19 protein-coding genes are annotated in these 20,976 nt (G+C 70.6%); 2 read left to right on the forward strand and 17 right to left on the reverse strand.

Annotation, left to right across the window (positions count from 1 at the left end; all coding sequences use genetic code 11):
• Positions 1 to 24: 24 nt before the first annotated feature.
• Both ACRQ4C_RS16195 and ACRQ4C_RS16200 read right to left on the reverse strand, forming a co-directional pair.
• Positions 25 to 2,484, reverse strand: coding sequence for an ATP-dependent helicase (locus tag ACRQ4C_RS16195; protein WP_439689419.1), 2,460 nt, complete (start codon positions 2,482 to 2,484; stop codon positions 25 to 27).
• Positions 2,485 to 2,496: 12 nt separating this feature from the next.
• Positions 2,497 to 3,525: a glycerophosphodiester phosphodiesterase family protein gene (locus ACRQ4C_RS16200; protein WP_439689420.1), complete on the reverse strand. Its 1,029-nt coding sequence runs from the start codon at positions 3,523 to 3,525 to the stop codon at positions 2,497 to 2,499.
• 215 nt (positions 3,526 to 3,740) lie between these two features.
• Here ACRQ4C_RS16200 and ACRQ4C_RS16205 point away from each other — a divergent pair, with 215 nt between their 5' ends.
• Positions 3,741 to 4,592 carry a Bax inhibitor-1/YccA family protein gene (locus tag ACRQ4C_RS16205; protein ID WP_439689421.1) on the forward strand — a complete coding sequence of 284 codons (852 nt, stop codon included), beginning with the start codon at positions 3,741 to 3,743 and terminating at the stop codon, positions 4,590 to 4,592.
• A gap of 299 nt (positions 4,593 to 4,891) precedes the next feature.
• Here ACRQ4C_RS16205 and guaA read toward each other — a convergent pair whose 3' ends face one another.
• Genes guaA through ACRQ4C_RS16230 form a run of 5 tightly spaced genes read right to left on the reverse strand, consistent with a single transcriptional unit; the run spans position 4,892 to position 9,741 of the window.
• Entirely contained in the window at positions 4,892 to 6,478 is a 1,587-nt protein-coding gene (gene guaA, locus ACRQ4C_RS16210) for a glutamine-hydrolyzing GMP synthase (RefSeq protein ID WP_290133623.1), read from the reverse strand.
• Entirely contained in the window at positions 6,475 to 6,921 is a 447-nt protein-coding gene (locus ACRQ4C_RS16215) for a DUF3817 domain-containing protein (RefSeq protein ID WP_290133622.1), read from the reverse strand. The genes guaA and ACRQ4C_RS16215 overlap by 4 nt, the downstream gene beginning before the upstream one ends.
• 10 nt (positions 6,922 to 6,931) lie before the next feature.
• The gene (locus ACRQ4C_RS16220) at positions 6,932 to 7,711 is read right to left on the reverse strand and encodes an SURF1 family cytochrome oxidase biogenesis protein (protein WP_439689422.1); all 780 of its coding nucleotides are present in this window, start codon (positions 7,709 to 7,711) and stop codon (positions 6,932 to 6,934) included.
• A 5-nt stretch (positions 7,712 to 7,716) separates the two neighbouring features.
• Entirely contained in the window at positions 7,717 to 9,207 is a 1,491-nt protein-coding gene (locus ACRQ4C_RS16225; RefSeq protein ID WP_290133620.1) for a cation:proton antiporter, read from the reverse strand.
• 3 nt (positions 9,208 to 9,210) lie between these two features.
• Positions 9,211 to 9,741 carry a cation:proton antiporter regulatory subunit gene (locus ACRQ4C_RS16230; protein WP_290133619.1) on the reverse strand — a complete coding sequence of 177 codons (531 nt, stop codon included), beginning with the start codon at positions 9,739 to 9,741 and terminating at the stop codon, positions 9,211 to 9,213.
• A 122-nt stretch (positions 9,742 to 9,863) separates the two neighbouring features.
• Here ACRQ4C_RS16230 and ACRQ4C_RS16235 point away from each other — a divergent pair, with 122 nt between their 5' ends.
• Positions 9,864 to 10,388 carry a hypothetical protein gene (locus ACRQ4C_RS16235; RefSeq protein ID WP_290133618.1) on the forward strand — a complete coding sequence of 175 codons (525 nt, stop codon included), beginning with the start codon at positions 9,864 to 9,866 and terminating at the stop codon, positions 10,386 to 10,388.
• A gap of 63 nt (positions 10,389 to 10,451) precedes the next feature.
• Here the strand turns inward: ACRQ4C_RS16235 and ACRQ4C_RS16240 are convergent, their stop codons facing one another.
• The 10 genes from ACRQ4C_RS16240 to ACRQ4C_RS16285 form a co-directional block, all read right to left on the reverse strand.
• A complete protein-coding gene (locus ACRQ4C_RS16240; protein WP_439689423.1) occupies positions 10,452 to 12,323 on the reverse strand; it encodes a glycerol-3-phosphate dehydrogenase/oxidase in 1,872 nt (623 codons plus the stop codon).
• A 33-nt stretch (positions 12,324 to 12,356) separates the two neighbouring features.
• Positions 12,357 to 13,478 (reverse strand): GuaB3 family IMP dehydrogenase-related protein, encoded by a 1,122-nt coding sequence (locus ACRQ4C_RS16245; RefSeq protein ID WP_400412269.1) that lies wholly within the window; start codon positions 13,476 to 13,478, stop codon positions 12,357 to 12,359.
• Between the two features lie 9 nt (positions 13,479 to 13,487).
• Positions 13,488 to 14,534, reverse strand: a complete 1,047-nt coding sequence (locus tag ACRQ4C_RS16250; protein WP_439689424.1) for a D-alanine--D-alanine ligase family protein — start codon at positions 14,532 to 14,534, stop codon at positions 13,488 to 13,490.
• The gene (gene alr, locus ACRQ4C_RS16255; RefSeq protein WP_439689425.1) at positions 14,531 to 15,691 is read right to left on the reverse strand and encodes an alanine racemase; all 1,161 of its coding nucleotides are present in this window, start codon (positions 15,689 to 15,691) and stop codon (positions 14,531 to 14,533) included. The genes ACRQ4C_RS16250 and alr overlap by 4 nt, the downstream gene beginning before the upstream one ends.
• On the reverse strand, positions 15,688 to 16,404 hold the full coding sequence (locus ACRQ4C_RS16260; RefSeq protein ID WP_439689426.1) for a M15 family metallopeptidase: 717 nt from the start codon (positions 16,402 to 16,404) through the stop codon (positions 15,688 to 15,690). Before ACRQ4C_RS16260 ends, alr begins: the two co-directional genes overlap by 4 nt.
• Before the next feature lie 79 nt (positions 16,405 to 16,483).
• A complete protein-coding gene (locus ACRQ4C_RS16265) occupies positions 16,484 to 16,663 on the reverse strand; it encodes a hypothetical protein (RefSeq protein WP_400412260.1) in 180 nt (59 codons plus the stop codon).
• A gap of 213 nt (positions 16,664 to 16,876) precedes the next feature.
• The gene (locus ACRQ4C_RS16270) at positions 16,877 to 17,713 is read right to left on the reverse strand and encodes an ABC transporter ATP-binding protein (RefSeq protein WP_439689427.1); all 837 of its coding nucleotides are present in this window, start codon (positions 17,711 to 17,713) and stop codon (positions 16,877 to 16,879) included.
• Complete coding sequence (locus ACRQ4C_RS16275) at positions 17,710 to 18,594, reverse strand: ABC transporter ATP-binding protein (protein ID WP_058725420.1); 885 nt, start codon at positions 18,592 to 18,594, stop codon at positions 17,710 to 17,712. The genes ACRQ4C_RS16270 and ACRQ4C_RS16275 overlap by 4 nt, the downstream gene beginning before the upstream one ends.
• Complete coding sequence (locus tag ACRQ4C_RS16280) at positions 18,587 to 19,573, reverse strand: branched-chain amino acid ABC transporter permease (protein ID WP_290133610.1); 987 nt, start codon at positions 19,571 to 19,573, stop codon at positions 18,587 to 18,589. Before ACRQ4C_RS16280 ends, ACRQ4C_RS16275 begins: the two co-directional genes overlap by 8 nt.
• A gap of 11 nt (positions 19,574 to 19,584) precedes the next feature.
• Positions 19,585 to 20,796 carry a branched-chain amino acid ABC transporter permease gene (locus ACRQ4C_RS16285; protein ID WP_290133609.1) on the reverse strand — a complete coding sequence of 404 codons (1,212 nt, stop codon included), beginning with the start codon at positions 20,794 to 20,796 and terminating at the stop codon, positions 19,585 to 19,587.
• Positions 20,797 to 20,976: the final 180 nt, after the last annotated feature.

The following is a 20,976-nucleotide window of genomic DNA, read 5'->3' on the forward strand; positions in this document are numbered from 1 at the left end:
GCCGCGCCCGCTGGCGCCGCGTCGCTAGAGCTTCTCGATGGGGGCGATCTTGATGAGGAGCTTCTTGCGCCCCGCCGAGTCGAACGCGATCTCGGCGATCCGCTTGGCGCCCTGCCCCGTCACCGCCGAGACCGTGCCCTCGCCGAAGTCGACGTGCTTGATGCGATCGCCAGCCGCCAGCTCGAGGTCCCCGTTGTCGCGGACCTGCCCGGACACCCGGTTCGCCCACTCGGTCTTCGGGCGGGTCTTCTGCGCCGCGGCAGCCCGGTCGTACGACCCGCCGCCCCAGCCACCACCACCGCGGTAGCCGCCACCGCCGGACGCACCGCCGGCACCCGCGCCGCCGAAGCCACCGCGCCGCGCGTTCAGTGCCCGCGGCTCGGTGCCACCGCGGCTGTTCGCCATGCCCGGCGACTGCTTCCACTCGATGAGCCCCTCGGGGATCTCCTGCAGGAAGCGGGACGGCATCGCCACGTTGACGTCGCCGAACTGCGCCCGGGTCATCGCGAGCGACAGGAAGAGAGACTTCTTCGCGCGGGTGATCCCGACGTAGAAGAGCCGGCGTTCCTCGGCAGGGCCGCCCGGTTCGTTCGCGGACATCCGGTGCGGCAGCAGGTCTTCCTCGACGCCGGTGAGGAACACCGCGTCGTACTCGAGGCCCTTCGCCGTGTGCAGCGTCATCAGGGACACCGTTCCGGAGGAGTCGTCGAGCTCGTCCGCCGCCGCGACGAGGGACACCTCGGTGAGGAAGTCCGAGAGCGTGCCGTCCGGGTTGTTCTTCTGGAACTCGCGCGTGACCGCGACGAGCTCGTCGATGTTGTCCGCCCGCGCAGCGTCTTGCGCGTCGGGCGACTTCCGGAGGTTCTCGAGCAGCCCGGAGCCGTCGAGCAACTGCGTCAGGGTGTCGACGACCGGCTGGTCCTGGGCCTTGGCGGAGACCTCGTCGAGGAGCGCTGCGAAGGCGGTGATCGCGTTCCGGACCTTCGGACCGAAGCCGAGCTCGTCCGCGTGCCGCAGGGCGTCGCGCATCGTCGTCTCGTGCTCGTCCGCGTAGCGCTGCAGCGTCGTCTCGGTGACGGCGCCGATGCCGCGCTTCGGCACGTTGAGGATGCGGCGGAGCGCCATCGGGTCGGCGGGGTTCGCGATCGTGATCAGGTACGCCATCGCGTCCTTGATCTCGGCACGCTCGTAGAACTTCGTGCCACCGAGCACCCGGTACGGGATCGCCGCCCGGATGAAGATCTCCTCCAGCGCACGCGTCTGCGAGTTCGTCCGGTAGAAGACCGCCATGTCCCGGTAGGCCGTGCCGCCCTCGTGCAGCCGCTGGACCTCGTCCGCGACGAACTGGGCCTCGTCGTGGCCGGTGTACCCGGTGAAGCCGACGATCTTGTCGCCGGCGCCGACGTCGGTGAACAGGTTCTTCGCCTGCCGGTCGAAGTTGTTCGCGATGACGGCGTTCGCGGCGTCGAGGATGTTCTGCGTCGACCGGTAGTTCTGCTCGAGCAGGATGACCTTCGAGTTCGGGAAGTCCCGCTCGAACTCGACGATGTTGCGGATGTCCGCCCCGCGGAAGGCGTAGATCGACTGGTCCGAGTCACCGACGACGGTCAGTGACGCCGGAGCGATCGACCCGTCGCGCTCCCGCATGCGTTCGACGTGCTGGCCGGCGTCCTCGAGCGCGTCGACCTGCTCGACGGGCACCGGACGGGTGAGCTCACGGATGAGGGCGTACTGCGCGTGGTTCGTGTCCTGGTACTCGTCGACGAGGATGAACCGGAACCGCCGCTGGTACAGCGCGGCGACGTCGGGGAACGCGCGGAAGAGGAACACCGTCTGCCCGATGAGGTCGTCGAAGTCGAACGCGTTCGCGCGACGGAGCTCGTCGGTGTAGCGGCGGAACACCTGGGCGAACATGACCTCTTGCGGGTCGTTCGCGTTGATGTTCCGGACGTAGGTGTCGACGTCCTGCAGCTCGTTCTTGAGCTTCGAGATCTTCGACGCCGCCGCACCGACCGTCAGTCCGAGCTGGTCCGCCTCGTACTCCTTGATGATCCGCTTGAGGAGCGCACGGGAGTCGGCCGAGTCGTAGATCGTGAACGACTGCGAGAATCCGAACCGCTCGGCCTCGCGCCGCAGGATGCGCACGCACGCGGAGTGGAACGTCGAGATCCACATGCCCTCGGCCTCGTTGCCGACGAGGGCACGCACCCGCTCCCGCATCTCCGCCGCGGCCTTGTTCGTGAACGTGATCGCCAGGATCTGCGACGGCCAGGCCTCGCGGTTGGCGAGCAACAGCGCGATCCGCCGTGTCAGCACGCTGGTCTTGCCCGATCCGGCACCCGCGACGATGAGCAGGGACTCGCCGCGGTACTCGACGGCTTCCTTCTGCTGGGGGTTCAGACCCGCGGTGAACGGGTCTTCGTAGGCAGCGGCCCCGCCACCCTGCTCGGGCGACGAGTCGAATGGGTCCAGCACGATCGTCATGTCCACAACAGTCTAGGCGGGGCCCCCGACAGCCGAACCGGGCCCGACGATCGAACGGGCGTGGACGGCGAGGTCCGTGTGGTCGGCGAACACCCCGTCGACACCGGTGCGGATGATCGACGTGAACCACCGCTCCCAGTCACCGTGCGCCGCCACGTCGCCGCCTCGCCGGAGCGGTGCCGGCAGGAAGCGGTTCTCCGGCCGCAGGGTCCACGTGAACACGTCGAGCCCGGCGTCGTGCGCCCGGTCGACGATCGCACTTCGCACCGGCCCACGGTCGTCCACCGCCCGGGTGTCGACGCCCGCCATCAGGGTCCCCAGGTCGACGCTGATCCCGTGGAACTCGGTGGCGAGCTCCGCGAGCGCCTCGTCGGACCGCTCGGACGCGTAGGACGGGGCCAGCGACCCGTGGGACGCGACCTCGTCGGCGGCGCCGCCCCGCGCCTCCTGGAGGTACACGAGCCGGCCACCGGTCCGACGCGTGCGGAGGTCGCGGAGCACGCCCTTCTCGAAGCTCTCGACCGTGAGCCGCTCGTCCTGCCGCCACCCAGCGCCAGCGAGCACCTCGTCGAGCATCGCGCCCATCGGGAACCCGGCCCGCTCGAAGGACGTGGCGTGCTTGACCTCGGCGACCAGCCCCACCGCCCGAGGGGCGTCGTCGAGGATAGCGAGGAGGTCCTCGAGCCGCAGGATCGGGTCCTCCCCGTCGTGCGCTGCGGAGGCGGGGCGCAGGGCGGGCAGCCGCTCGCGGGTCCGCAGCGTCTGCAGCTCCGCCCACGTGAAGTCCTCGGTGAACCACCCGGTCAGGGTCTGCCCGTCGACCGTCTTCGTGGTCCGGCGGCCGGCGAACTCGGAGTGGTCGGCGACGTCGGTCGTGCCGGAGATCTCGTTCTCGTGCCGCAGCACGAGGACGCCGTCGCGCGTCGGGACGAGGTCCGGTTCGATCGCGTCGCACCCCATCGCGATCCCGAGGTCGTAGGCGCTGCGCGAGTGCTCTGGGCGGTGTCCGGACGCGCCGCGGTGGGCGATGACGAGGGTCATGCGTGCACGGTACCGGCCTGGAGGCACGGCTCGCCGCCGCCGTCCAGCCCACCTCCGTCAGGTGCTCAGGCCCGGTACGGCGAACTCCGAGCCGGGGCTGCGACGATCGCCGCAGGCGACCACGGGACAGCCGTTCCGCTCGCCGCGAATCCACAGCCTTCCGGGCCACCTGATCCGTAGGCTGAGAGGACTCGAATCATCCATGAGAGGACACCATGGCCTTCAAGCCCGGTTTCGACCAGTCCCCCGCCTTCAACGACGCGGGCCGGAACGCCTGGGGCGCGGGCGCCGGACAGCAGCAGGCTGGCTGGGGTCAGACGCCGCAGCAAGGGATGACCCCTGACCAGCTGCAGTACATGTACGACCGTCCGTCGGCCTCCACGGTCGACACCAACCGCATGTCCTACGAGGACACCATCGTCAAGACGCTCCTCGCCTTCGGTGTGCTCGTCGTCGGCGCGGTGGCCGGTTGGAACCTCCCGCCGGTCGTCTGGATCGTCGGCGCGATCGTCGGGTTCGTCCTCGCCCTGGTGAACACCTTCAAGAAGAAGCCGTCGCCGGCGCTCGTACTCGCCTACGCCTTCTTCGAGGGTCTCTTCGTCGGTGGCATCTCGGCGTACTACAACAGCGCGTTCGACGGCATCGTCACCCAGGCAGTGTTCGGCACGCTCGGCGTGTTCGCGGTGACACTGTTGCTCTTCACGTCCGGCAAGGTGCGTGCGACCCCGAAGGCAACGCGGTTCTTCCTGGTCGCGATCGTCGGGTACATGGCGTTCTCGCTGGTGAACCTCGTGCTCATGTGGACCGGCGTCACGAACACCGCGTTCGGTCTGCTCGGCGTGACGGTCTTCGGTATCCCGCTCGGTGTCGTGATCGGCATCTTCGTCGTGCTGATGGCGGCGTACTCGCTGATCCTCGACTTCGACCAGATCAAGACGGGCGTCCAGCGCGGCGCTCCCCGGATCTACGCGTGGACGGCAGCGTTCGGCCTGATCGTCACCCTGGTGTGGCTGTACCTCGAGATCCTGCGCATCCTCGCCATCATCGCGAGCAGCTCGCGCAACTAGCACCAGCGCAACACGGAGGGCCCCGGCGTACTCGCCGGGGCCCTTCGTCGTCCCTCGACGGGTGCGGGAGCTCGTCGCCGTGACCGAGGTTCCACGACATGCCGCTCGGGTTTACCGGGGTTCCACGAACCGTGCGCGGGGCCCGCGAGGATGCCGAGATTGCGGAACCTCGGGGAGGGCATCGCGCACGCGCCCCGCACGCACCCCCGCACGCACGTCCCCGCCGCACGCGAGCGCCCCGCACGCACGAGGGCCCGGCACGCAGTGCGCGTACCGGGCCCTCGGACGTCAGGGAGTGGTTACTCCCACTCGATCGTCCCCGGCGGCTTCGACGTGACGTCGAGCACGACGCGGTTCACGTCCGGCACCTCGTTCGTGATCCGGTTCGAGATCTTCGCGAGGGTGTCGTACGGCAGGCGCGTCCAGTCGGCGGTCATGGCGTCCTCGGAGGACACCGGACGGAGCACGATCGGGTGGCCGTACGTGCGGCCGTCGCCCTGGACACCCACGGAGCGGACATCGGCGAGCAGGACGACCGGGCACTGCCAGATCTCCTCGTCGAGGCCGGCCGCGGTGAGTTCCTCGCGGGCGATCTTGTCGGCGGCACGGAGCAGCTCGAGGCGGTCCTTCGTGACCTCGCCCACGATGCGGATGCCGAGCCCCGGACCGGGGAACGGCTGGCGTCCGACGATGACCTCGGGCAGCCCGAGCTCGCGGCCGACGGCGCGCACCTCGTCCTTGAACAGGGTGCGCAGCGGCTCGACGAGCTCGAAGGTCATGTCCTCGGGCAGACCGCCGACGTTGTGGTGCGACTTGATGTTCGCCGTGCCGGAGCCACCGCCGGACTCGACCACGTCGGGGTAGAGGGTGCCCTGCACGAGGAACTTGACCTCGCCCGCCTCGTCGTCTCCGCGAGCCTCGAGCACGAGCGCCTCGGCGGCGGCCTCGAAGGTACGGATGAACTCACGGCCGATGATCTTGCGCTTCTGCTCCGGGTCGCTCACCCCCGCGAGGGCGTCGAGGAACTGCTGCTCGGCGTCGACCGTCACGAGCCGGACACCGGTGGAGGCGACGTAGTCCTCTTCCACCTGCTTGCGCTCGTCGGCGCGGAGGAGCCCGTGGTCGACGAACACGCACGTGAGCTGGTCGCCGACGGCCTTGTGCACGAGAGCAGCGGCCACGGCGGAGTCGACGCCGCCGGAGAGCCCGGCGATGACGCGCGCGGAACCGACCTGCTCCTTGATGCGCGCGACCTGCTCGTCGATGACGTTGGCGGAGTTCCAGTCACCGGGCAGCCCGGCGGCGCGGTGGAGGAAGTTCTCGAGCACGGCCTGGCCGAACGCCGAGTGCTTGACCTCGGGGTGCCACTGCACGCCGTACAGCTTGCGCTCGTCGGACGCGAACGCCGCGACGGGGGTCGACGCGCTCGATGCGAGGACCTCGAAGCCCTCGGGGGCCTTCGCCACGGAGTCGCCGTGCGACATCCACGTGACCTGCGACGCCGGCTGGTCGCCGAGGAGGACACTGCCCGTGCCGGTCTCGTTCACACTGACGTCGGTCGCGCCGTACTCGCGCTGACCGGTCTGGGCGACCTCGCCGCCGAGCGCGGTCGCCATGGCCTGGAAGCCGTAGCAGATGCCGAGCACCGGGACGCCGAGGTCGAGGATGTCGCCGTCGAGCGACGGCGCACCCGGTTCGTAGACGGACGACGGACCACCGGACAGCACGATGGCCGAGGGGTCCTTCGCCTTCACCTCGTCCGCGGTGATCGAGTGGGGGACGATCTCGCTGTAGACGTTGGCCTCGCGGACGCGGCGAGCGATGAGCTGCGCGTACTGGGCTCCGAAGTCGACGACGAGGACGGGACGCTGGTCGGTCTCGCTCACCGAGCGGCCTCCTTCTCACGCTGCTGGGCAGCGGTCAGCTCGTGGTAGGTGTCCATGGCCTTCTGCTGCATGCGGTGCTCGACCACGAAGGACATGAACGGGATGATGCCGCCGAGGGCGATGAGCAGGAAGCGCGAGGGCCTCCAGCGCATGATGCTCCACAGACGGAAGTCCGTGAAGAGGTAGAGGACGTACAGCCAGCCGTGCGCGATGAGGATCGCGATCGACAGGTTGAACGTGCCGGGGGCTTCGCCGGCCGTGCCGTTCGGGACGAAGAACGGGCCGTTGCCGAGCTGCATCTCGAGCTGCAGCGGCGTGTACTTGATGATGACCTCGACCACGAGGGCCAGGAGCAGCACACCGGTGATGTACGCGGAGACGCGGTACCACTTCACCGCTCCCGGGATCTTCGGGACGTCGCGGGGTCGGACGGTCAGAGCCATATCGGCCATCCTACCGTCGGTCGACGAGCGCCCCGTCGGCGCTGTGGAGGCGCTCACGGCGGTCCTCTTCCTCGCGCTCCCAGGCGTCCTTCACGAAGCGGTACCAGAGGAACACGGCGAACCCCGCGAACACGGCCCACTCGACCGCGTAGAAGAGGTTGAGCCAGTCGAACTGGACCTCACGCGTCGGGGCACGGTCGGCGATGGTGCCGAGGTCGGCCGCCTTCGCGGTGGACCCGTCGGCGACCACGTACCCGAGGTACATGCGGTCGTCGAACTGCTTCCACGTGTTCACGAACCGCGCCGGCGCCACGGCGGAGTACTCGCCCTTGTCGTAGGTGTCCTGGTCCGGGGACTCCTCCGGGTAGAGCCGCCCCTCGATGGTCATCGTCTGCCCGTCGGTGAGCCGGTCACCGCCGGCGACGGCTGCGGACCGCTGGTCGGACCAGCCGATCACGACCGGGAGGCTCGCGCCGGTCCCGGAATCGACCAGGTGTCCGACGGTCTGGTAGGTCCCGCCGCCGCTCCGACCGGTCAGGACGGTCGTGTCACCGGCGACGAACGTGCCTGTGACGGTGACCCGCTGCCCGGCGAGCGCCTCCGTCACGGGCTTCATGGGCGCGAGGGCGTCGTCGAGCGTCCTCTGGGTCTCGGTGGTCGCGGGCAGGGGCTTGCCGTTCTGGATGCTCCGCTCGAGCTGCCACTTGCCCAGGAACGCGAACACCGCCGCGAGCACGAGCGCGAGCAGCAGCAGCGCGATCCACTTCGGTCGTCGGGCAACGGCCCACATCTGTATCAGTACTCCGGATCGCGCTGTCGCACCGGGCGTTCGGGACGCTCGGCGGGGATCTCCACCGACGAGGTCACGGGTTCGTCGCGGGGCTCCGGTGCACCATTCTCGCGCTCTTCCCTCCCAGCGGCCTCCACGAGGGCGAACTCCTCCGCGAACTGCCGGTCGCGTTCGGCACGACGGGCGGCCCGGGAGGCGTCCTCGTCGGCGACCCCAGCTTCCGCGGCCGAGTCGATCGCTTCGTCGAGGGCCGGTCCGGACGCTCCGACGGGCACGGCGCCGCCGCGGCCCCCGAGCCGCGCGCGGAGGCGCTGGCGCAGCCGCGCGACGCGCGCCGGACGCACCACGAGGCGGCCGATCCGGTCCGAGTTCACGGCGAGCAGCGGACCCAGGACGGCCATGACGAGGACGTAGAGGCCCGCGAACGCTGTGATCCGCGCCTCCAGGCCGGCGGCCGCCGAGAGCGTCGCGAGGATCAGCGCGAACTCGCCACGGTTCACCAGGATCACAGCGGTGTTGATCCCCTGTTGGACGTTGAACCCGTTCATGCGGGCGACGATCTGGCCGGCGACCGCGTTGAGCACGACGGTCATGCCGATCGCACCGAGGACCGGCCAGAGCACCTCGCCGAAGGTCGACAGGTCGAGGCCGAGGCCGAAGTTCACGAAGAAGAACGCCGCGAAGACGTCACGCATCGGTAGGGCGAGCTGCTCGATGCGGTCTCGGTAGCGCGTGGCACCGCAGAGCAAGCCGATCACGAACGCACCGATCGCGTCGGTGACGCCGAGGATCTCGCCGATGCCGCCGAACATCACCGCGAGGCCGAAGAACAGCACGGTGAAGAGCTCGTCGTCACGCGTGGCGAAGATCTTCGACACCCACTTGCCGGCGAACCGGGCGAGGGTGAACATCACGATGAGGAAGCCGAACGCCAGCGCGAGCTTGCCCACGACGCCCCAGATGTTCGTGTCGCCGGAGAGCACGACCGACACGATCGCCAGGTAGATGGCGATGAAGACGTCCTCGATGACGGTGACACCGAGGATCATCGGCGTCTCGTCGTTCGCGAGCCGCCGCAGCTCGATGAGGAGCTTCGTGACGATCGCACTCGACGAGGTCGCGGTCATGCCCGCGATGATCAGCGCCTCGCGGGTGCCCCAGCCGAGCGAGAAGCCGAACGCGAAGCCGATCCCCATGTTGATGGCGACGTACGTGCCACCGGAGACGAGGAGCTTGCCGGCGTTGCCGTAGAACTCCTCCTGGTCGAACTCGAGTCCGAGGTTGAACAGGAGCAGCACGAGGCCGAACGTCGCGATGAGCTCGATCGTGTGCGACTCGACGTTGAGCCCGATCCACGGTGTGTGCGGGCTCGCGATGAGCCCGACCACCATGTAGATCGGGATCGCCGGGAGCCCGATCGTCTTGCCGAGACGCCCGAGGACGTAGGCGATGACGAACAGCACACCGATGGTGAGCAGCTCACCACCCAGGTGCACGCGCTAGCTCCGGCGCGGGGCCTCGGCCGGTGCGGCCGCGAGCTCTCCGCTGCGGTAGAACGAGAACGCCTTGGCGACCTTCTCGGGCGCGCCCGCGACGACGATGGTGTCGCCGGGGAAGACGACGAAGTCCGGGGAGGGAGCGGGGTTGGCGCTGTCGCCACGGACCACCGCGACGACGGTCAGTCCGATGAACCCCGAGTCGTGGAGGTCGCCGAGGGGCTTGCCCGCGATGGCGTCCTCGTAGTCGACGGAGAACCAGTCGATGCTGAGGCCGGGGATCTCGTCGAGCTTGTCGAGGCCCTCGGTGATGCGGGTGCCGCCGAGCAGCTCCGCGAGCGTGTGCGCTTCGTCCTCACTGAGGCGCAGCGACACCTTCTCCGACTTGTCAGCGCCGTCCGAGACGTCCGCGAAGGAGATGAGGTCGGAGTGTCCCGACCGGTGCGTGATGACACCGCACTTGCCACCGTCGTCGGTGTAGAAGCTGTGCAGCACGCCGACTCCGGGGAGCTTGACGCGATGGACGTCGACCATGAGATGGCCTCCCTTTCCGAGTACCACGATGATAACCACCGGGAGGCGCGCACCATTCCGGCGGGTGGGCATCGTCCTCCGGACGGATGCGGGTGGCCGCGCGGCGGGGCTACGGTCGCGGCATGACCTCCAGGACCGTCTCGATCGCGGGTGCCGCCGTCGTCGTCACCTACGCCGCGCTGCTCGCGGTCAACGCGCTCGTGGCAGAGCCGCTCTCGGTCGCACCGGGTCGCCCGCTCGCGGCGGTCTACGCGCACGTCGACGCGATGGGGAACTCCTCCACGCAGGACCTCGTCGGCGTGCTGGTCGTCGCGGGCATCGGCGCGATCCTCGGCATCGGCGTCGGCGTCCTCGGCATCCGGCAGCACCTGCCGACGACCGTGGTCACGGTCCTCCACCTCGGCCTCGTGGTCCTCGGCGCGGCCGCGGTCTTCCAGTCGTCGTGGTTCCTCGGCATGGACCTCGCGGACTCGTACCCGGGCTCGGGTGGCCCGCACACCGTCTGGCCGACGGTGCTCGGCTGCACGAGCGCGGCCGCGGTGGTCGCGCTGCTCGCGGTCCTCACGGCCACCGCCGAGCGCACGCGACGGCGGACGCGACAGCGCGCGGACCAGGCGCGAGCGTCCGACCAGGGCGCGGCTGCCTGACGGGCGCGCACCGCGCCTCCAGGCCGGTCTGGAGGCACGGTGCGGGTCGGCGACGTCCGTCGCCTACCGGGGTTCGCTCGTCTTCTCCCCCACCACCTGCTCGTCGGACGCCTTCGCGCCGTCTGCGCTGCTCGACCGGCCACCGCCGACGACGACGTCGTCCTCATCGAAGCCGAACGCGATGTCCGGCGCCTCGAGGCGCACGCGGTCCGCGGACTCGTCGTCGGGCTGGAGCTGCGACTCGCGCTCCGCGGCGACGCGCTTGAGGTAGTTCGAGACCTCGTTCTCGGTGGTCTCCTGGTCCCAGCCGAGGACGTCGGCCATGAGCTTCGCCGCGACCGGGGCCGCCGACTCCCCGCGGTCCCACGCCTCGATCGAGATGCGGGTGCGGCGGGCGAGGACGTCCTCGAGGTGCAGTGCGCCCTCGTGCGAGGCCGCGTACACGACCTCGGCCCCGATGTAGTCGTCGGCCTGCGGCAGGGGCTCGGCGAGCGAGGGGTCCTGCTCGACGAGCGCGAGCACCTCGGTCGCGAGGGTGCCGTAGCGGTTGAGCAGGTGCTCGATCCGGACCTTGTGCACGCCGACCTGCCGGGCCGTCCGGCCGCGGCGGTTCCACGCGGCGGGGTAGCCCTCGGCACCGAGCAGCGGGATGTCTTCGGTCGTCGACTCCGGGATCCTGCCGTCCATCGCGGCGACGGCCTCGTCGATGGCGTCCTTCCCCATCACGCGGTAGGTCGTCCACTTGCCGCCCGCGACCACCACCAGGCCTGGTGCGGTGTGCGCGACGACGTGCTCGCGGCTGAGCTGCGAGGTCTGGTCGGACTCCCCCGCGAGCAGCGGACGGAGGCCGGCGTAGACGCCCTCGACGTCCTCGCGGGTGAGCGGGACCGCGAGCACCTTGTTGACGTGCTCGAGGATGTAGTCGATGTCCGCCGCTGTCGCCGCCGGGTGTGCCTTGTCGAGGTTCCAGTCGGTGTCGGTGGTGCCGACGAGCCAGTGCCGACCCCACGGGATCACGAAGAGGACGCTCTTCTCGGTGCGGAGGATCATGCCCGTGTTCGACTGGAAGCGGTCGCGCGGGATGACGAGGTGCACGCCCTTCGACGCACGGACCTTGAACTGCCCGCGGGTGCCGACCATCGCCTGAGTGTCGTCCGTCCAGACGCCCGTCGCGTTGACGACCTGCTTCGCCCGGATGTCGAACTTCTCGCCGGTCTGGATGTCGTGCGCGTGGGCACCGACGACGCGTTCCCCGACCTTGATGAAGCCCTCGATGCGGACCCGGCTCGCGGCGTGGGCACCGTACGACGCCGCGGTGCGGACGAGTGAGGCGACGTAGCGTGCGTCGTCGACCTGGGCGTCGTAGTACGTCATGCCGCCGACGAAGGCGTCCTTCTTGAGGCCCGGCATGTTCTTGAGCACCTGCTTGCGGCTGAGGTGCCGGTGGTGCGGGACTCCCGGCGGACGGCCACCGGACCAGCTGAACACGTCGTACATCGCCATGCCGATGCCGATGTAGAAGCGCTCCCACACGCGGTGGTTGAGCGGGTAGAGGAAGCGGACGGGCTTCACCAGGTGCGGGGCGATGCGCTGGAGGAGCAGGCCGCGTTCGATCAGTGCCTCGCGGACGAGGGCGAAGTTGAGCTGCTCGAGGTAGCGGATGCCGCCGTGCACGAGCTTCGACGAGCGGCTCGACGTCCCGGAACCCCAGTCACGGGCCTCGACGATGCCGACGCTCAGACCACGGGTGGCGGCGTCGAGTGCGCTGCCGGCCCCGACGATGCCACCACCGACGACGAGGACGTCGACCTCGTGCTCCTTGAGCGCCGCGATCGCGGCCGCGCGTTCGTCGGGTCCGAGCTTCACGGTCGGGTCGAACCCGACACCGCCGGGCAGGCCGTCGGTCGTGGTGCTGGTGGTCGTTGCCTTCGCCATGGTCGCCTCCGGTTCACGGTCGGCGCCGGAGCGTCACTGCTGGTGGTACGGCGCCACGACCACTTCTACTCGCTGGAACTCCTTGACGTCGGAGTATCCGGTCGTCGCCATCGACCGACGCAGGGCGCCGACGATGTTCGCGCGGCCGTCCCAGGTGGGGGTCGGGCCGTGCAGGACGTTCTCGAGCGGGGCGATCGTGCCGACCTCGACCCGACGGCCGCGGGGCAGCTCCGGGTGGTGCGCCTCGGCACCCCAGTGGAAGCCACCGCCGGGGGCCTCGGTCGCCCGGGCCAGCGCGGTGCCGAGCATGACGGCGTCGGCGCCCGTGGCGATCGCCTTGACGACGTCGCCCGCGGTGTCGAGCCCGCCGTCGGCGATGACGTGGACGTACCGCCCGCCGGACTCGTCCATGTAGTCACGGCGTGCACCGGCGACGTCCGCCACCGCGGTCGCCATCGGCGCATGGATGCCGAGCGCGGCCCGGGTGGTCGACGCGGCGCCGCCGCCGAAACCGACGAGGACGCCCGCGGCACCGGTGCGCATGAGGTGGAGCGCCGACGTGTAGGTCGAGGCACCGCCGACGATGACGGGGACGTCGAGCTCGTAGATGAACTTCTTGAGGTTGAGGGGCTCCTCGTCCTGCGAGACGTGCTCGGCCGAGACGGTCGTGCCGCGGATGACGAACAGGTCGACTCCGGCGTCGACGACGGTCTGCGAGAACTCCTGCGTGCGCTGCGGGCTGAGCGAGCCAGCGACGGGGACACCAGCGGCACGGATCTCGGCCAGACGTGCGGTGATCAGCTCGGCCTTGATCGGCTCCGAGTAGATCTCCTGCATGCGCTTGGTGACGTTGCCGTCGGCGAGGGCCTTGATCTCCTCGTAGTACGGCGCCGGGTCCTCGTAGCGGGTCCACAGGCCCTCGAGGTCGAGCACGCCGAGGATGCCGAGCTTGCCCATCTGGATGACCGTGGCCGGGGAGGCGACGGAGTCCATCGGGGCGGAGAGGATCGGCGACTCGAAGGTGAACGCGTCGATCGTCCACTGCACGCTGACGTCGCGCGGGTCTCGCGTGCGTCGCGAGGGGACCACCGCGATGTCGTCGAACGCGTACGCCCGTCGTCCGCGCTTGCCTGCACCGATCTCGACTTCACTCACGCGCACAGCCTACCGGGCGGCCTCCACGGCGGTCCCCGACCGGGTGGACGGTGCCGGACCGGTCGTGCGTCCCGCCCCGCGCAGTGCGGTCTCGACCAGGTCGGACAGCAGGTCGGGGTACTCGACCCCGACCGACGCGAACATCTTCGGCAGCTGGGACTGCGCGGTCAGTCCGGGCATCGTGTTCACCTCGTTGAGCACGACCGCGCCCTCGGGGGTGACGAAGCAGTCGACCCGCGCGAGACCGGCGCAGCCGAGGCGGGTGAACAGCGTCCGGGCGACTGCCTCGATGCGGTCCGCGACGGCAGGGTCGAGCGGTGCGGGTAGCGCGAACCGGGCGGAGCCGTCGTACTTGGTGTCGGCGTCGAAGAAGCCGTCCGCCGCGTTCAGCACCTCGAGCGGCGGGCCCACGACAAGCGACCCGTCCGGGCGTTCGAGCACGGCGACGTCGACCTCGCGGCCCGAGACCATCCGCTCGACGAGCACACGGTCGTCGTGGGCGGAGGCCTCGGCGAGCGCGGCGTCGAGCTGTTCCGGGGCGTCGACGCGGCTCACACCGAAGCTCGACCCGCCGGCCACGGGCTTGACGATCCAGGGCAGCGGACCGACGGTCGCCGCGAGCGCGGTGGCATCGGCCGAGCGCGCCTCGGTGCGGGTCAGCAGTGCGCCCGGTGCGACCGCGACACCGGATGCCTCCGCGACGAGCTTCGTCGCCCACTTGTCCATCGCGATCGCCCCGGCACCAACGGGGGACCCGACGACGGGCACGCCGGCGAGCCGGGCGAGGGCGGCGAGCGAGCCGTCCTCGCCGTCCGGCCCGTGCACCGCGGGGAACACGACGTCGGCGGATGCGAGCACCGCTGCGGCCTCGGGGAAGGAGCACGGCAGGTCGGCCGAGCGCCACCCGCCGTCGCGGTCGATCGTCAGGCGCGCGACCTCGTACCTCGTCGGGTCGAGGGCGGCCGCGACCGAGGCGGCACTCGCGAGCCCCACCTCGTGCTCGCTGTTGGCGCCGCCGCCGATGACGACGACGCGGACGGGCTCGGTGGTGCTCATGCGGTGCTCCTGCTGTTCGTGGTGGCGACGGTGCGCGCGATGCGGCCGCCGAGTCCGGTGACGATCTCGTGGGGGTTCGTGTCGGCCCAGGCGGCCCAGTCCGCGGCGGTCGGCCCGGTGCCGGCGGGCACGCCCGCGGGTCCGATCAGCGTGGCGACCTCTCCGGGCACCACGGGTGACCCGGGCAGCCCGGTCACGTCGAGCACGACCTGGTCCATGTTGATCCGACCGACCACGGGCACGAGCTGCCCGCGGAGGCCCACCCGCGCCGACCCCGACGCGGCGCGGGGCACACCGTCGGCGTACCCGACCGGCAGCACGGCGAGCACGGCGTCCCGCGGCGCCGTCCACGTGCCGTCGTACCCGACCGGGGTGCCCGCACGGACCGAGCGCACCGCGACGACCGGCGCGGTGACCGTCATCGCGGGGACGAGTCCGGCACCGGCGGGGCCGATGCCGACGAGCGCCGCCCCGACCCGCACGGCGATGCCGGCCAGGTCGGCCCCGGCGAACGCGGCCGGGGTCCCGCCGAGGTGCAGGTCGACCGGGTGCCCGAGCGTCAGGTCGGCCGCGAGTCCGGCGAGCCGCAGGAGGGTCGCCGCGCGCGACGCCGAGGCACGGTCGGCGTTCGGCACGTGCCCCATCACCGCCCGCACGACCACGTGACCGGCTCGCTCGGCAGCGGCTGCGGCGTCGAGGAGGCCCTGCCAGCGGTGGGGTTCGGCGCCCTCGCGCGCCATCCCGGTGTCGACGTGGAGGTGCACGACGACGGGGGTGCGGGTCAGCCGTCCGGCGTCCGTCACGGCGGCCAGCGTCGCCTCGTCGCCGACCGCGACCTCGATCCGCTCCCGCGCGGCGGCGGCGAAGTCGGCCCCGGGGAGGTGCAGCCAGCAGAGCAGGCGGGCGTCGATGCCCGCGGCCCGGAGCACGAGCGCCTCGGCGAGGGTCGCGGTGCCGAGTGCAGACGCCCCCGCGGCGAGCGCCGTGCGACCGACGACCTCGGCGCCGTGGCCGTAGCCGTCGGCCTTCACCACGGCGACGAGGTCGTGCCCGCGGGCGGTGACCCGGCGGACGTTCGCGGCGATCGCGGCGGGGTGCACGGTGCGGAGCGGCCCGACCGTCGGTGTGGTCGGCACCGGCGCCGCGAGGACGGTCATGCGACGGCCCGAGGGTCCACCGCACCGGCGCTGCGCACCGCGGCGCCGGCCCCCTCCGGGACCGCCCTGGACCGTGCGGCGTCGGACGCCTCCGGGACCGCCGCGTACCGCGCGGCGGCGGCTCCCGTCCGGTGTGCCCAGTACCGGTCGCCGTGGCTCCAGTGCCACCACTCGGTCTCGTAGTTCACCATGCCGACCGGTTCGAGGACCGAGGCCATGAGCGCTCGGTTCGCCCGGGCTTCGTCGTCGATGTCCGGCGAGCCCGTGAAGCACCGGCCGCCGCTCTGCTCGGGGGTGTCGTCGATCGCCGTGCCCATCCAGAGCTGGTCGCCGTCGTCGTCCACGAGGGTGCAGTCGACCGCCGCACCGGCGACGTGCGGCGCCGCCTGCGCGGGTGCGACGAAGCGGGAGACGAGGTCGTCGAGCTCGCCCGGGGTGACGCCGGGGTGGAGGGCGGCGAGGGTCGCACGGTAGTCGGCGATGATCGCGTGCTGGGCCGCGAGCGTCCGGTACCCCTCGCCGACGAGCAGGTGCACGCCGGCGGGCAGGGCGCGGTCGGCACGGGCGAGGCGCTCCGCCACCCCGCGGCGGACGAGCCCGCCGACACCGGTCGAGGTCGTGCGGACACCGAGGTCGGCCACGGGCACCAGCGGCTCGCGCCGTGGTCGGACGGTGACCGCGAGGACGCGAGGGTCGTTGATGAGCGTGGGCACGCACTCAGCGTGGCGGCAGGGTGCCCGCGGCGGATCGGGGCCGCGGGTGAGCGCTGTCGTCCCGGAGGATGAACTGCGATCAGCCGCGCGACCGACGCTTCCGCAGGACCCGCAACGTGAGGCCGAGCAGGACCGCGAGCACCACGAGGACGACGAGCAGCACCGCGGCGACCTTCACGAGCAGCGCGGCGCCGACGAACAGGGCGACGAAGAGCAGCCAGACGACGGCGTCGAGCGCGCGGGGACCTGGAGTGCGCACCTGCACCACGGTAGCCGACCGTCGGAGCCGACTCGTGCCTCCAGTCCGTCGCCGAGGGGGCGTGGGCGAGGGGGCGTGGCCGACCCGACCGGCGGCGCGGCCCCCACGGGCGGCCACCGACACGGGAATGGGGCCGTGCGGCGCGGAGCGTCCACGCACGGCCCCACCCGGTGCGGATCCCACCCCCACAGCGGGACCCGCGGCCGACCGGCGCTACCGCGCCGAGTCGACGTCCTTGGCGAGCGTGCCCAGGTACAGCTCGATGACCTTCGGGTCGTCGGCGAGCTCACGCCCGGTGCCCGAGTACGCGTTCCTCCCCTGGTCGAGCACGTACCCACGATCGCAGATCTGCAGACAGCGTCGCGCGTTCTGCTCCACCATGATGATCGACACACCGGCCTTGTTGATCCGGCGTGTGCGGATGAACGTCTCGTCCTGCCGAACGGGAGACAGTCCGGCGCTCGGCTCGTCGAGGAGCAGCACCTTCGGGTCCATCATGAGCGCCCTGGCCATCGCGACCGACTGCCGCTCACCGCCGGAGAGCGAGCCCGCCCGCTGGTTGCGGCGCTGCGCGAGCACCGGGAAGAGGTCGTAGATGACCTCGAGGCGCTCGCCGAACTTCCGGGGCCGGAGGTACAGCCCCATCTGCAGGTTCTCCTCGATGGAGAGCGACGGGAACACGTTGTTCGTCTGCGGGACGAAGCCGACGCCCGCCTGGACGAGCTTGTTCGCCTTGAGGTTCGTGATGTCCTCACCCTGCAGGCTCACGGACCCCTCACGGATGGAGACGAGGCCGAAGAGCGCCTTGAGGAGCGTCGACTTGCCGGCGCCGTTCGGGCCGATGATGCCGATGAGCTCGCCGGGGTAGCAGTCGAGGTCGCAGCCGTTGAGGATGTTCACCCCGGGCAGGTAGCCGGCGACGAGGTTCTTCGCGCTCAGGACCGGCTCGCGGTCCAGGGTGGCGGTCGCCGCCTGCGGCGTTTCCGGCGCCTGCGGCGTTTCCGGACTGGAGGCGCGGCTCGCGTCCGCAGCGTTCGGTGCGTCGGTCATCGGGTCGCCTCCTGCTCGTCTTCTTCCTTGACTTCCTCGGCGAGCTCCTCGTAGGTCTCCTCGGTGAGGAGCGAGTCGTCGCCCAGGTCGGTGTCGTGGTGGGCGCCGAGGTACGCGTCGATGACGGCCTGGTCGTCCATCACGGTGTCCGCCGGTCCCTCGGCCACGACCTTGCCCTCGGCCATCACGACCACCCAGTCCGAGATGTGCCGGACCATGTGCATGTCGTGCTCGACGAACAGCACGGTCATGCCGTCGTCGCGGAGGGACTGGATGTGCCCGAGGAGCGACTGGGTCAGCGCCGGGTTCACGCCGGCCATCGGCTCGTCGAGCATGATCATCGTCGGGTCGGACATCAGCGCGCGGGCCATCTCGAGCAGCTTCCGCTGGCCGCCGGACAGCGAGCCGGCGTAGTCGTCGGCCTTCGTGTCGAGCTTGAAGCGGGCGAGGATCTCCTCGGCCTTCGCGGTGATGGCCCGCTCGCGGGGTCGCCAGAGGGCGGGGACGAGCGCGGCGAAGAAGTTCTCGCCCGGCTGGTCGCGCGCTCCGAGCAGCATGTTCTGCATCACCGTGAGCCGCGAGAGCGCCTTGGTGAGCTGGAACGTGCGGACCATGCCCTTGTTCGCGATGTGCGTCGCGCTCGTCTTCTGCAGCGTGTCACCGTTGAAGCGGGTCGTCGCGCCGGGGCTCGGCTTGTCGAACCCGGTGAGCAGGTTGAAGAACGTGGTCTTGCCGGCGCCGTTCGGGCCGATCAGGGCGGTGATCGAGCCCCGCTGGACCTCGAGGTGGTCGACGTCGACCGCGGTCATGCCGCCGAAGCGACGGGTGACGGTGTCGACCGTGAGGATCGGGTCGGCCTTGGGGTGGCTGTACTCAGACACTGAACGTCAGCTCCTTCTTGTTGCCGAGGAGTCCCTGTGGACGGAACACGATGAGGAGCATGAGCGCGACGCCGACGAGCACGTAGGAGAACTGCTCCGCCTGCTGCTGGTTCATGATCGAGTCGGGGATGAAGTCGCTCGCGACCGTGCGGATGAAGAGTCGGACGACGAAGAACAGCACCGCGCCGAGCACCGGCCCGAACACCGTCGCCGCGCCGCCGAGGATGAGCGCCGTCCAGATGAAGAACGTCATCGATCGGCCCATGGCGTCGGGCTGCACGGAACTCGGCAGGACGTAGATCACGCCGGCCAGGGCCCCGAGCGCGCCGCCGAACACGAGCGCCTGCATCTTGTACGAGTAGACGTTCTTGCCGAGGGAGCGCACGGCGTCCTCGTCCTCGCGGATCGCCTTCACGACACGGCCCCACGGGCTGCGCATGAGGAGGAAGAGCACGAGGGTGAAGAGGGCGACGAGGCCCCACGCCGCAAGTCGGATCCACCAGCCGTTGACGCCGTTGTTCGAGTACGTGAACCACAGGATGGTGGTCGTGCCGTCCGGCAGCGGGCTGATCGCGTTGAACGGGTCGCGGTAGGTCGAGCCGGCGATACCGTTCGAGCCGCCGGTGGTGTCCGTGAGGAGGCTCGATCGGCCGACCATGCGGATGATCTCGGCGCCGGAGATCGTCACGATCGCCAGGTAGTCGCCGCGGAGCCGCAGCGTCGGGATGCCGAGGATGACCGCGAAGACGATCGCGATCGCGAGGGCGATGAGCACCGCTACCACGAAGGGCAGTCCGTTCGTGATCGAGATCGCGAAGCCGTACGCGCCGAGCAGCAGGAACGCCGCCTGGCCCATGTTGACGAGTCCGGTGAGGCCGAAGTGCACGTTCAGACCGATCGCGGCGAGGGCGAACGCGGCCGTGGTGGGTGCCAGGGCCTCCTGGCTGAGGCTGCTGAGCAGGTTGACGAAGTAGTCCATGACGCGCTCCCTTAGCCGATCCGCTCGGCGCGACCGAAGATGCCCTGCGGCCGGAACAGCAGGATGAGGATGAGGATCACGAGGGCCGTGGCGTACTTGAAGTCACCCGGCAGCACGAGGTTCGTGAGCTCCACGACGATGCCGATGATCATCGAGCCGACGAGCGCCCCGTACGCGGTGCCGAGACCGCCGAGGGTCACCGACGCGAACATGAGGAGCAGCAGCTGGAGGCCGGTCTGCCAGTTGACACCGTTCAGCACGAGGCCGAGCATCACGCCGGACAGCCCCGCGAGGCCGGCGGCGAGCGTCCACACGAACCGGATCACCCGGTCGACGTCGATGCCGGACGCCGCGGCGAGCGCCGGATTGTCCGACACCGCGCGGGTCGCTCGACCGAAGCGGGTCTTGGCGAGGAAGAGCCCGGTGGCGACGAGCACGACGAGTGCGATCGCCATCGCGACGTAGGACTGCACCGTGAGGGTGATGCCGGCGAACGTGATCGTCTCCGGGTTGCCTTGCTGGATCCGGACGGTCGCGGCGCCGAAGAAGTACTGGAAGGCGTACTGCGCGGCGATCGAGAGGCCGATCGTGACGATCATGAGCTGCGTCAGGCTGATCCGCTTCCGGCGGAGTGGCCGCCAGATCGCCGCGTCCTGGAGGTACCCGGTCGCGGCGCACAGCAGCGTGACCACGATGCCCGTCACCCAGATGTTCCATCCGAGCTGGTTCGCGAAGACGTAGGCGAGGAGCCCGCCGAGGGTCACCTGCTCGCCGTGCGAGAAGCTGGAGAGCCCGGTGGTGCCGTAGATCAGCGAGAGGCCGATCGAGGCGAGCGCGATGAGGAGCCCGAGTCGGATGCCGGAGGCGAACTGCTGCCAGGCACGCGTGAAGCTGAAGCTGCTCGTGTCGGCCTGCGTGGTGGCACCCTGCTGGTCGGAGAGCTGGAAGATCTGCCCGACGTTGGCGTTGAGCGTCGCGGTCACCTTCCGCTCGGCGTCCGCGGCGTTCGTCAGGTACTGGCCCTTCGGCAGGGAGTCCTGGTCGACGCTGACGGTGTACTGCCCCGGCGTCGTGATCGTCACGGACCAGCGACCGGAGTCGTCGGTGGTCGCGGTCTGGGCGAAACCGCCGGCGCCCGCGACGTCCACCGCGACGCCCGCAGCGGGGTCCCGCTCGGAGTCGAGGATCGTTCCGCGGATGCACCCGTTCGTCGGGCTGACCACGCACGGCCCGGTCGAGGCAGGCGCGCTGGCGCTGGGACTGCTCGTCACCGCCTGGGCCGCGGGCGACACTGCCCAGTCGACCGCGAAGGTGGCGAGGAAAGCGAGGAAGAGTACTGCGGCGAGGACCAGGCGGCTGCGGCCTGGCGCCCCTCGGCGGAACCGGCGCCGCAGCGCTGACCC

The organism is Curtobacterium sp. SP.BCp (genome assembly GCF_051903255.1).
Taxonomy (GTDB): Bacteria; Actinomycetota; Actinomycetes; order Actinomycetales; family Microbacteriaceae; genus Curtobacterium.

Bases quoted from the DNA above. Each gene is read 5' to 3' on its own strand.
- alr (WP_439689425.1), bottom strand. From the start codon at position 15,691: ATGACCGTCCTCGCGGCGCCGGTGCCGACCACACCGACGGTCGGGCCG.
- ACRQ4C_RS16270 (WP_439689427.1), bottom strand. From the start codon at position 17,713: ATGACCGACGCACCGAACGCTGCGGACGCGAGCCGCGCCTCCAGTCCG.
- ACRQ4C_RS16195 (WP_439689419.1), bottom strand. From the start codon at position 2,484: ATGACGATCGTGCTGGACCCATTCGACTCGTCGCCCGAGCAGGGTGGC.
- ACRQ4C_RS16205 (WP_439689421.1), top strand. From the start codon at position 3,741: ATGGCCTTCAAGCCCGGTTTCGACCAGTCCCCCGCCTTCAACGACGCG.
- ACRQ4C_RS16215 (WP_290133622.1), bottom strand. From the start codon at position 6,921: ATGGCTCTGACCGTCCGACCCCGCGACGTCCCGAAGATCCCGGGAGCG.
- ACRQ4C_RS16220 (WP_439689422.1), bottom strand. From the start codon at position 7,711: ATGTGGGCCGTTGCCCGACGACCGAAGTGGATCGCGCTGCTGCTGCTC.
- ACRQ4C_RS16280 (WP_290133610.1), bottom strand. From the start codon at position 19,573: ATGGACTACTTCGTCAACCTGCTCAGCAGCCTCAGCCAGGAGGCCCTG.
- ACRQ4C_RS16230 (WP_290133619.1), bottom strand. From the start codon at position 9,741: ATGGTCGACGTCCATCGCGTCAAGCTCCCCGGAGTCGGCGTGCTGCAC.
- ACRQ4C_RS16240 (WP_439689423.1), bottom strand. From the start codon at position 12,323: ATGGCGAAGGCAACGACCACCAGCACCACGACCGACGGCCTGCCCGGC.
- ACRQ4C_RS16235 (WP_290133618.1), top strand. From the start codon at position 9,864: ATGACCTCCAGGACCGTCTCGATCGCGGGTGCCGCCGTCGTCGTCACC.
- ACRQ4C_RS16250 (WP_439689424.1), bottom strand. From the start codon at position 14,534: ATGAGCACCACCGAGCCCGTCCGCGTCGTCGTCATCGGCGGCGGCGCC.
- ACRQ4C_RS16200 (WP_439689420.1), bottom strand. From the start codon at position 3,525: ATGACCCTCGTCATCGCCCACCGCGGCGCGTCCGGACACCGCCCAGAG.